General features: G+C 36.0%; 9 protein-coding genes. 3 read left to right on the forward strand and 6 right to left on the reverse strand.

Annotated elements, in window-relative coordinates; genetic code table 11:
* Positions 1-16: 16 nt before the first annotated feature.
* The 3 genes from HW347_RS08095 to HW347_RS08105 are packed head-to-tail and all read right to left on the reverse strand — an operon-like array spanning position 17 to position 3,346.
* Positions 17-1,084: a dihydrodipicolinate synthase family protein gene (locus HW347_RS08095; RefSeq protein WP_214611374.1), complete on the reverse strand. Its 1,068-nt coding sequence runs from the start codon at positions 1,082-1,084 to the stop codon at positions 17-19.
* A 22-nt stretch (positions 1,085-1,106) separates the two neighbouring features.
* On the reverse strand, positions 1,107-2,126 hold the full coding sequence (locus HW347_RS08100) for an NAD-dependent epimerase/dehydratase family protein (RefSeq protein ID WP_214611375.1): 1,020 nt from the start codon (positions 2,124-2,126) through the stop codon (positions 1,107-1,109).
* Between the two features lie 11 nt (positions 2,127-2,137).
* Positions 2,138-3,346, reverse strand: a complete 1,209-nt coding sequence (locus HW347_RS08105) for an Nramp family divalent metal transporter (RefSeq protein WP_214611376.1) — start codon at positions 3,344-3,346, stop codon at positions 2,138-2,140.
* Between the two features lie 232 nt (positions 3,347-3,578).
* Here HW347_RS08105 and HW347_RS08110 point away from each other — a divergent pair, with 232 nt between their 5' ends.
* Complete coding sequence (locus tag HW347_RS08110) at positions 3,579-5,108, forward strand: glycoside hydrolase family 28 protein (protein ID WP_214611377.1); 1,530 nt, start codon at positions 3,579-3,581, stop codon at positions 5,106-5,108.
* 399 nt (positions 5,109-5,507) lie between these two features.
* Here the strand turns inward: HW347_RS08110 and HW347_RS08115 are convergent, their stop codons facing one another.
* Positions 5,508-6,779 carry a glycoside hydrolase family 117 protein gene (locus HW347_RS08115; RefSeq protein WP_214611378.1) on the reverse strand — a complete coding sequence of 424 codons (1,272 nt, stop codon included), beginning with the start codon at positions 6,777-6,779 and terminating at the stop codon, positions 5,508-5,510.
* Between the two features lie 36 nt (positions 6,780-6,815).
* Positions 6,816-8,618, reverse strand: coding sequence for an arylsulfatase (locus tag HW347_RS08120; RefSeq protein WP_225901852.1), 1,803 nt, complete (start codon positions 8,616-8,618; stop codon positions 6,816-6,818).
* A gap of 205 nt (positions 8,619-8,823) precedes the next feature.
* On the opposite strand from HW347_RS08120, the gene HW347_RS08125 reads away from it, so the two are divergent.
* Both HW347_RS08125 and HW347_RS08130 read left to right on the forward strand, forming a co-directional pair.
* The gene (locus HW347_RS08125) at positions 8,824-10,461 is read left to right on the forward strand and encodes a helix-turn-helix domain-containing protein (protein WP_214611379.1); all 1,638 of its coding nucleotides are present in this window, start codon (positions 8,824-8,826) and stop codon (positions 10,459-10,461) included.
* 193 nt (positions 10,462-10,654) lie between these two features.
* Positions 10,655-10,996 (forward strand): hypothetical protein, encoded by a 342-nt coding sequence (locus tag HW347_RS08130; RefSeq protein WP_155595671.1) that lies wholly within the window; start codon positions 10,655-10,657, stop codon positions 10,994-10,996.
* Between the two features lie 13 nt (positions 10,997-11,009).
* Here the strand turns inward: HW347_RS08130 and HW347_RS08135 are convergent, their stop codons facing one another.
* On the reverse strand, positions 11,010-11,786 hold the full coding sequence (locus tag HW347_RS08135) for a M90 family metallopeptidase (protein ID WP_214611380.1): 777 nt from the start codon (positions 11,784-11,786) through the stop codon (positions 11,010-11,012).
* Positions 11,787-11,815: the final 29 nt, after the last annotated feature.

The raw sequence follows: 11,815 nt of genomic DNA on the forward strand, positions 1-11,815 counted from the left end.
AAAATTGCTTTCCTATTTACAGTCCTTTCAACCAATTTTCTATGTTATCCCTAACAAAATCATCATCATTTAAATGCGGGTAATCATTATAAACTCTACTGATTTCTTCATTCTGACCTATAGACAATTTTTCATTTTCATCTAAACACCAAATCCCTTTTAAAAGTCCCTGTCTTCTTAGCACCTCATGAATACCTGCAATACACCCTTCAAAATTATTGGCCGAATCAAAAAAGGCTGCATTGCTATCTGTAACTGCTATATTTAAGGTCATTGCTTCTTTGGGTATGGTGGTCCCTGATTCTTTTATTCTATGAATTTCCTCTAAAAGAGAAACAGCCTTATTCGTCCAAACAGCCCAATGCCCCAGTAACCCTCCTACAATATCTTTTTTGATGACTTTCCCTTCAACAGTTATTTTATAGCTTGTCAAAAGATCAGCTACTATATTATCATCATTACCTGTGTATAATGCAATTTCATCACAACGTGATGATGCACATACAGCACGTACCACCTCTAAAGTTTGATACCTATTAAACGGTGCCATTTTTATAGCTAGAACATTTTCAATCTCCGAAAAGGCCTTCCAAAAATTATAACTCAAAACCCTACCACCCACTGCTGGTTGTAAATAAAATCCGAATACGGGTATGATTTCGCTAATTTTAGCTGCTCGTTCCAATAATGCCTCTTCTGACCAATCTCCTAAGCCATTTGTACTTACCAAAACAATATCATAACCTAATTCCGCACAGATTTTAGCCTCATTCACAGCTTGTTCCGTATTACCACTAACGCCAGCTACTTTTATAAAAGGGCGGTCTAGATTAGCTATTGTAATTTCCTCAATAGCCAGTTGTAATACCTTTTTATAAAGGTTGATTTTTGGGTCTCGTATTTGGAATTGTGTTGTATGAACACCTATTGCAATACCTCCTGCGCCTGAAGCCATATAATATCTGGTCAACAATCGTTGACGTTTCTCATCCAGCTCACGACCTTCTGTCAATCCCAGCGGATGGGCAGGAATTACAGTACCTTGTTGCAATAATTGTTTTAATACAGGGTCTAAAGTCTTCATATTAACTTTGTACTAATTTGATTTAAAAATCTCCTTTTCGTTCTTGAAAATGCGTTGGTTTACCTAATTGCTCCCCTCCAATTTTGACCCAATTAGCTGTCCACTTTATCATATCTTGCAGTGAGGTCGTGGGTTTTCCAAATAAACTGTAAGCCCCGCTTGAATTATTCAGCAATGCTGTTTCTGCAGGCTTATTTTCAAAAATGGTTTCTATCTTAAGTAATTTACCAAATTCTTCTGCCAACCATTGTATTGATATGGTTTCCGGGCCGGTCACGTTTAATTTTCTGGCTGGTGATTCACAATGTAAAAGGGAACGTATAGCATATTCATTAGCATCGCCTTGCCAAATAACATTGGCGAAACCCATACTTAAATTTATAGGCTTCTGCTCTATTACCGCCTTTGCGACTTCTAACAAAACTCCGTACCTAAGATCAAGTGCATAATTTAACCGGTACAATAGCATTTCTGTTCCGTTTTTAACCGAAAAATGTTCAAATACACGTTCACGTCCCAAGCAAGATTGCGCATATTCACCAATTGGTGAAGGTTTTACCTCTTCCGTAGCACCACCACTTTTAATAGGCATAAACGGATATATATTACCGGTAGAAAAAACAACTATTTTTGATTCCTTATATTTTTCCGAAACTCTACCCGGAAGGTAAGCGTTCATTGCCCAGGTAAAATGCTCATTACCCGATGTACCAAACTTATTACCCGCCATATAAATAACGTTTTTAACCTTTGGAAGCTTCATCAACGCTTCATCATCCAATAAATCTACCTTGATACATTCTATACCAAAATCCGTTAATTCTTGAAATAGATTTTGATTTGAAAAGCGAGAAGCGCCTATTACTTTTTTTGTGCTTCCTGAAGCATCAATTGCTCTTTTCGCGAGCTTTGCCAAAGTAGGCCCCATCTTTCCCCCCAAACCTAAAATCATTATATCACCTTCAATTTTACTGATATCTTCTATTAATCGTTTTGAAGGTTTAGAGAGTTGTTCCTCTAATTCGGCTATTGTAGCTATCATAGATTTCTAGTTTATTTAATAAATATGTTATAGGTGTTTGCCCCTGCTAATAGCACTAGCATTACCAATCCTAAAATCATAATAATATTCAATGTTGTACTTAATTTAAAAAAGTGTTTTGCCGCTCTATCCCGTGCAATCATAAAAATCATAAAGCCAATTACAGGAACAACTATGATGGTAAAACCTTGAGCCATAATTATAAGCTGTATAGGTAAATTTCCAAAAATTATAGCAACGGCTGCGCCAATCAATATGACCGACATTATCACATACCGTACATTTTGGGACTCTAACTTTCTACCAATATTTAGAGCATCGGATAATAAAACACCACCCAAAGTTGCGTTCCCGATTAGGGAAGAAAAAGAAGCTGCAAACAAACCGAACATAAATATTACAGTGGCATAACTACCAAATATTGGTTCTAACGCTTTACCCATTTCTGCAGCAGAATTAACCTGAATTCCCTGGGGATAAAGTACCGAAGCAGCAACCAACATAACTGTAGCTGTTATTACTCCAAGAATAAATACGCCGGATAAACTTTCTCTTTCATGTGACTTGGACTCACTCTTATCCCATCCTTTTTCTTGGACTAGATACGACTGATAAAATGCTCCTGCAATTGAAAAGCTGGAAGCCACTAAAGCCAGAGCCAAAAACTCTGAACCACTTGGTAATTCAAAATTAAATTGCTGTATTAAAAGTGAAATATTAGGCTTTGAAATTATTAGAGTTAGTACAAATGAAACCAGCATTAAAACAACCATGCCAATCATAATTTTTTCTAGAATCTTAAAAAATGATTTAAAAAATAGCAAAATGATAGCAATCACGGAAAATCCAATTATCCATGGCACAGGTGATACATTGAACATTTCACCGAACACCATACCAGCGCCAATTGAGTTACCTGCCTGAAAAGAAGCTGATACTATAAAAAGACCTACGCCAATAACAATACAAATTGTATTGCCATATTTTTCACGTATCAGTTCAATAAGTGTTTGTTTTGAACTTAACCCTATTCGAGTAGAAACTATGGTGAAAGCCGCCATAAAAAGAATACAAATAGGCACTACCCAAAGTAACCTAAATTCATAGTTAGCCCCAATTTTAGAGCCTATTGCCAAACTACCTGGTCCCAAAACTAAAGCTGCAGTAATAAAGCCTGGACCTATTAGACTAAGTATATTCTTCTTTTTTCTATCTGTCATTTAAAATCCAACTCATTTATTATTTCGGACTAAAACCTCATGAGATAAGGCCATTTACAGGAATACCTAAAAGTAACATTAAAAACAGAATAACCTTTAATTTGCAATTCACAAAAAAACGTTGCATTTTTCTAAGTGACAATTATTGAAACTTCACATCCAAAATTTTATTGAATATCGAAGTAAAAGTATTTTGAGGAAGGAAGTAAATGAACTTTAAAGAATTTTTAGAATGATGAAAATATTACGCATTAGCTTTTTAGTTTTAATTTTTGGTTTCGTTTCTAATAGCGCGTATGCAGAACTAGATAATTCAATTAAAAAGAAAGGCTTCATCATAACCGATTATGGTGCAAAAGGGGATGGGGAATTTTTAAACACAAAATCTATTCAAAAAGCAATTGATGCTTGTGCTGCAAAAGGAGGTGGAAAAGTAATTATCCCTGCTGGAATTTTTAAATCCGGGACTATTATTCTGAAGAGTAATGTTGAGTTGCATTTTGAACATAACTCTGTTTTACTTTCAAGTATTAATGTCACTGATTTCCCATTACAACCCATGCCAAAATATAGATCGCATAAAGACCAACTTGGCGGATTTAATGCTCTTATTTATGCAGAAGGCCAAGAAAACATAGCTATAACGGGTAACGGAACTATTGACGGACAAGGACCACTTCATACTCCCATGCCCAACCCTTATGCAGGTGATGTTGATGGTAGACCTAGAAATATACTTTTAATTTCCTGCAAGAATATTAAAATAGACGGCCTACGGATGCTCAATGCATCCATTTGGAACCAACATTATCTAGACTGCGAAGACTTATTTATTTCCAACATTTATGTGTACAGTCATGGAAGTCGAAATAATGATGGTATTGATATTGACGGGTGCCGCCGTGTTGTTCTTTCAAATAGTATCATTGATTCTGATGATGATGGTATTGTTTTAAAAAGTACAGGGGCAGCTGCTTGTGAAGATATTGTTATTACCAATTGCGTAGTCAGTAGTTTTTGCAATGCTATAAAAGCAGGTACAGAAACCACTGGCGGCTTTAAAAATATTTCTATAAGTAATTGTGTAATTAAGCCCTCAAAAGAAAAAGGGAAGCCTATTTGGGATACGCCACGTATAGGTGTATCCGGCCTTTCACTTATGATTGTAGATGGTGGTACCTTGGAAGGTTTTACCGTAAACAACCTAACCATTCATGGCACTGAATCTCCCATTTACATTCGTTTAGGCAATAGAGCACGACCTCATACGCCTGGTGCTGTGGTAAATACTATTGGCGAAGTAAAAAATATTTCAATCAGTAATGTAGTTGCTTACGGTGCGGGCACATGGGGTTCCTCTATTACAGGGCTTGAAGGACATCCAATCAAAAATATATCACTGAACAACATTCAGCTTTTCTCTAAAGGCGGACTTAAGATGGGAGATTTTAGTACTACTGTTGAAGAAGATGAAAAAGGATATCCGCATGCAATTACCTATGGTAATTTACCAAGTCATACATTGTATGTTAGGCATGCAGAAAACATATCCTTGAACAATGTTACCATTGGAACGGATATACCAGATTCTAGATTCCCTATCATAGTAGATGATGTAGATGGCCTTCAAGTTAGAAATATAGTCTGGAAAAATGCCGATGGAACAAAACCCTTAGTTAAAGGAAAAGCAATTAGTAATCATGCCGTTGAAGCCCCATTAGGATGGACAGACGGAGATTATTTTGACTTAATGGATGAGTAGACTCCCAATAGTTCATATTAGGCGGAAAGAAAATATAAAAATGCGAACGATAATTTCAACTAGGCCGATTGCTGTTTTTTCAAAAAAGGGGGAACATTTAATATCATTCTATCATAAACAACAGTAATTGACCTTTTTCAAACTTCCTATCAGACATATATCGTCCGCATTTTAATGAGCTAAATTGTGATTTCTTTGTTTTGCTTACACCAAAATTACGGTATCGTTCTAGTTGAAATTTGATATTTTCGGTGAGTACCGTTTATCTACACTTGAAACCTAATTACCTATAGACGAATGGAAATTGGAAATGAGAAGTAGCTACTTATTCTGATAAAATCCGGGTATAAAAAAAGAGCATCATAATATGATGCTCTTTTAAATAAATGTATTAAAGCATTAATTAGATTTCAAGCTTTCAGATTGTAAACGTTCTATCTGTTTTTTACTCAACCCTTGCCTGAAGTACACGTCAGGTTTATGTTTGACTCGGTGCTCTTTCATTTCTGGATCATGTATATCCAAGCTTAAATCGCAGTCAAAACGTACCAGTTTTGAATGGAATTCACCTTTTCCTCCTAAATTAATAAAATGGGCCAAGCCCCAGGTAATCCCACGACCATCTTCTGTATTCGTAAAAGCATCTGGTACGTGAGGTGCAGCTGCGTAAGGCATCAGTTCCGTGATTGAAGCAATTTCAAAATTCACCCAATCTTCGGCATATTGAATAGTATTATGCTCCGGTCCGTCTTTATATACCAAAGCCGCTACTCCTTTTCGAAACGGAAACAATGAAGTTTCGTGCCCCGAAGTTATCACCGGGTTTAATGGGTGCTTCTCAAAAGGTCCTAAAGGATTATCAGCAATGGCAAGCCCTTGCATACGAACCTTATCTGGCTTTTCACCAAAGTCAGATTTATAATAGATATAGACCTTACCATTATGTACTAACGGATAAGGATCATGAATAGAATATTGGTCCCACTCCCCTTCTTTTCCATTTTCGATTACAATCTTGTTATAAGGCGTCCAAGGGCCTTCTGGAGAATCTGCATAAGAAACTGCAACAGGACAGTCGTCTCCTCTTTTGCCACTAGCTTCCATGAAACCTTGGTAATAGAGGTAATACTTTCCTTCCCATTCTAAAATATCTGTAGTGGTTACAGACCGCCAGCCTACCATAGGCTTTTTGGGTCTTTTAATGGCCACACCTTGTTCTTCCCAAGTAAAACCATCTGTGGAAGTAGCGAACCAAATTTCCGATAAATCCCAATCTGAAGACGGAATAGTATCATTGCTCATATCTGCTCCTCTTGGCGGTGTAGGCGTATTTCTATACGTATACCACACGTAGTACTTTCCGTTATGCAAAAGTGTTTTTGATGGATCTCTTCTTGTAATTGTACCATCGTGACCATTATAGTCAAATCCTTTTAACTCTGTATACTTGAACTGACTAAATAGCTCGTTGTGCTGTGGTTGCGGGGCTTCATAATCCGTATAAATACGTTCCATGGCTGCACTCATTTTTCTATTGGGCTTTTCCTTTGGTAACACAAAAGGGAAACCTTCTTGGTTTTCCGTCGATTCAACTACAACAAATTTTTCAGATTGTGCTTTGCATGAGCTTAGCACAAAAAGTAACAGTATTACAGTGGTAATATTCTTCATAATATGGTCTGATTATAATTCTAAAAACTCTAATTATTATTTACCTAGGTATTCAATGTAGGTGTAGTACACGCCATAGGTTTCTCCATTTTCAATAAAGTCATTTACCAACATAGTTTTGCCTTCTTGAAGGTTCAAGATAAAATCTGCGCTCTGCATATCTCCCTCTATAGTTTGTTCCTTAATTTGATTGGCAATTTGTATACGCACCTTTTCTGGATGCATAGTTTTATACTCGTACTGGTTTTTTGGATTCTCTTCAGGTATACCTAAAATAGGTCCAGCGCATTCTTTTGGCCAGCGCATACACGATATTTTATACCTACCCGCTTTCTCCACTTTTATTGGATGTGTATTGTTTCTATTTTTCATTCCTGACGCTACTTGCTCAGGTTTCCAGATTCCACCATCTTCTCCAATAGCATGCTGGATGGTTAGTTTAATTTCCTTTTGATTCTCATTCCCAACAGTACTCACCGGAAATTCTTGGTATTCGTAACCTAATTTTGCCACATCCAAAAATGCCTTGTTCTGAGATAAAAGTCCTTCTACCACGTCCTTATTTCCTGATGCTACATCTGTATCTTGATGTTTATCTGCCTCGATATCATAAAGCTCTTTACCGTTTACCAATCGCCATTTCTCATTTAGTATAGCGGTTTCTTCTTTATCATGCGGCGTGCGCCAATCTTGACGAGTATGAACAAACACTGTTCTTTTATCATCTAACTTTCCGTTTTTAAGTAATAAAGGCGAAAAATCTATTCCATCTAACTTCATACCTTCAGGAATTTCAAGATTACAAAGTCCAGCTAAAGTTGGAATCAAATCCACATGTGCCGTTAATTCATTTAAGTCTTTTCCTCCTTTTATTTTTCCATCTTTCCAACGGATAAAGAAAGGAACACGATGACCTCCTTCTGTACGTTGGCCTTTTCTTCCTCTAAACCCTTTATTGAACCCTAACTTACCATCTTCACTAAGCCCACCTCCAGAACCATTGTCCGTCATGTAAATTAGTATGGTATTATCCGCTAGATTTTTCTCTTTTAAATAAGCTTCTAGTTTTCCAAAGTTCTCATCTATGTTGGTAATCATTCCGTAGAATTCGGCACCAACAATTTCTTTTCCAACTAAATGCCGATAAGGAGCCGCGTACTTTTCTGCAACAATAAATGGACTGTGAGGTGCATTGGTTGGTAGATAAAGAAAGAACGGAGCATCTTTGTTTTTATCCATAAAACGCATGGCTTGTTGGAACCATACATCTGTACAATAGCCTGAAAATTGTTTGGGCTCATTATTCACGTAATACACATCATCATTATAACTATTGCCCCAATAATCAGATAGTTCTCCTACTCCACCAGCTTTATGATGAATAGCAACATCAAAACCACTGTCCGTAGGTCTTGAAGGATAATTATCTCCCAAATGCCATTTACCGAACATGGCCGTTTTATAACCATTCTTTTTAAATACATCTGCCATGGTATTTGCATTTTCAGCCAAAGCATCCCTGCCTTTATATGTTGCCCAAGTACCATTATTTACCGGATATCTCCCTGTCATTAAAGCAGCACGTGTTGGCGTACACATTGGGCTAACGTGAAAATCGGTCATGCGCACCGCTTGTTTATAGAACTTATCTATGTTAGGAGTCTTGATCCAAGGGTTACCATGACAACCTAGATCTCCTATGCCTTGGTCATCTGTCATTACCAAAATTACATTGGGTGGTTTCCCTTCTTGTGCAAATCCGTCACTCACAAATAATACCAACAAAAACATCAGGACATTATCTGCCAACCCATATCTGAACATCTTAAATTTTATCATACTATTGAATGGTAATATTACTTTATTCAAGTTTCTTAATTGCAAACGTTTAACCTTAATCCAACCTCTCAAAACTAACCATAGAAAATGAAAAGATGCTAAAAATGTACTTTACAAATATTATACAAGTGTATATTTACCCTTAATTATAACTCTATTCCTATTATTATTTAATATCTTGATTTTACCAATCCCACAAACACATATGATTCTGTATACCAGAATATTACATATTTTCATTATTCTCTTTTTAGTCACAGAAATTGGAATTTGTCAAACTATAGAATCTAAAAATAGTATACAAGACAGTACTTCTTATTATACAAACCGATTAAAGGAAGCAATGGCGGAGTCAAACTTGTTTCCTACTACATCCTATAAAATTCTTGATGAATCCAAAGTATATTTTGAAAGTAAAAAGGACACAAGTAGAGCGGTAAAATGTCTTCTGGCTATGTCCGAAATTCAAAAGAGAAAGGGGAAATTCAGTAAAACTTTTGACCACCTTTGGCAGGCTAAATATCTAAGTGACCAAGCTTTTGATAGAGCTCAAAAAGTTAAGATACGAATTAGTTTGGCTCGTCTTTACGATGAGTTTAATATGAACGAGCAATCTGTTTTCTATCTAACGGAAGCCTTAGAAATCGCAAAAGGAATTTATGCTCAAGACTCTACGCAAGTAGATAATCTTATTTCTAGCTATATGTACATGGCTGTGCGGCAACGAAAAATGGGTAACCACCAAGAAGCACTTCATTATCTAGACTCTTGTTTTGTAACTCCTTCTATTGCTCTGGAAAAAAGTATAGAAATGCCTTTTTGGGATGCTGAAAAGGGTAAAATTATGCAAGAACTACATCAGTATAAAAAAGCAAATACCTTTTTGCATTTATCTCGCAACAATACGTTAGGAAAAAAAGCAAGTTACAGGCCCAATATCTCTATGTATTTAGGCGACCTAAAAAAAGACCTTGGTCAGAAAGATAGTGCCCTATTTTTTTATAACGAGAGTTTAACCCTGAGTCAAGACCAAGGATTCAGGAACGATTTAGAAACGGAAGTACTGCGAAAAATATCTGAAGTATATTCCGCAAACGGAGATACCAAACTTGCCTATAACTATCTTGTAAGGTCAACAAATACTGCTGACCAGGTCCTCCAGAACAAGAACCAAACCAATAGCGAGCTTTTTCAAATAAAGGATTCTTATCTAAAATCTATTTCGGAAAAGAACGAACAGTTAGAGCAAAAAACACGGACTATAGAAAAGAATAATACTATCCAGTTTAGGCTTAAAATTATTCTCTTTTTACTAGTTCTATTAGGCCTTGTTTTAGGTATTGTATTTCAAATGCGTTTAAAGCTCAAAAAGACCCTTTTACATAAAAAAGAAGCTGAACTACAAACGAAATTTGTAGAAGAACGCAGCAACAATGAGATAGAATTAAAAAGCAGAGAACTTACCTCTTATGCACTGCAATTAATTGATAAGGATAGCGCAATAGATGAACTGTTGAACATGCTAAAAACAGAATCATCCCCTCGTTATAAATCGCTTTTTAGTAAATATAAAAAAGGTTCTAAAGACCTCTGGAATGAATTCAACCTTCAGTTTACCCAAGTCAATTCAGCATTTTATGATAAACTAAAAGAACTACACCCCAAATTAAGCTCAACAGAACAGAAACACTGTGCCCTCATAAAACTAAATTTAAGCACTAAGGAAATGGCCAGGATCCTGAATATAGAACCCCATAGTGTTCATGTTTCACGTTCTAGAATACGTAAGAAAATGGGGTTGGAACGTTCGGTAAATTTAGAGAGTTATATAGCTGGTATTTAGTTACCCCAATTCTACCCATCTATTTTTCTAAAACAAAATACATTTAAGATTGTATGAGAAAAAGTAGTATTTACCATTGTAATTCATAACTTTAACTACTTAACTAGCGGATGGTTAAGGTTTTTTATTCTATTAATACTCCTTAGTCCAGACCTTAGGAAAATCATCTATAAACGATTAAGATATCTGAGCTATGAAAAAATTAATACCCCTCCTTATTCTTGTTCTAGTTGCAAACCTATTGCAAGGTCAAAGCGAAGACAGTAAAATAATGCACATGATAGATGCTTCCTACGACAGTAAATCTGAGCTAGGCTATCTTTTTATTAGTCGGTTAGATGAAAGTCCGATAACTTTCAATCAAATTAATCTTGAACTGCTTCAAAAATTTAATTTAAACGACGACTCTCTCAAAGGCTCTACTTTTAAAATTACCTATGGCACTGAGAAGTTATACGCTGAAGAAAACAACGCACAGAACAGCATACCGATAAAAGAGAAAAAAATTATTCTGAATTTAGAACAGATTGAATAAATGGTCTTACTAATCAGAAAGAATGGCGGTACATTTTCTGCATTAACCCATAAAGTTCAGGGTGTTTTTTCTGAAATGCCTCAGGATTACTAAAGAAATATTCGCTGGCCACGCTAAGAAACTCTACTTCGCTGGTAGCGCCGTAAGGGTTAATATCGGACTTATTTTCCCTAATATTATCTATTTCTTTGTGCATCAGTTTTAGCCATGGAGCAACATATGTATTATGCATTAGGCTTTCTGGTATACCATCAATAGCACCATCTGCCTTATCTATTAGATGAACAAATTCATGTATACCTACATTGCTGGTCGCGTTTTTATTTTGGAATCCTGCACGTAGCGCTGGTAAGGACAAAATCATTAAACGGTTCATATCTCCCGTGCCAACTTTTCCTAAAATATTACGTCCTTCACCCTCGGTCTGGTGTTCTTCATTAAAACTACTCTCATATAACAGGACCTCATTAATATTTCGGTAACGTAATTCTGGAAAACCAAATAACGGTATTACCGCACTTGCGGCTACTAACAAGCGATCGGTATCGTTAATTTCAATTTTTACGCCCGTAATTGTTACATCATCAAAAAAGTATAAAACCTCCTGTTCAAAACGAATCTTATCTGTTTTAGATAAATCAGCATAGAACAATACTTCTTTGTTAAGGATATTACGCCACGCTGGATTAAAGTCATTCAGATTAATTTTTTTCTTATAAAACCAAATCCGCCAAACAATGAGCATCACCAGTACTAAAAGAGGGATAAAAATATAGAAATTAGTGGTCATACTTTAAAATGAGGATTTGATTACTGTTT

Origin of the sequence: Zobellia barbeyronii, from assembly GCF_018603515.1 — a bacterium.
GTDB lineage: Bacteria > Bacteroidota > Bacteroidia > Flavobacteriales > Flavobacteriaceae > Zobellia > Zobellia barbeyronii.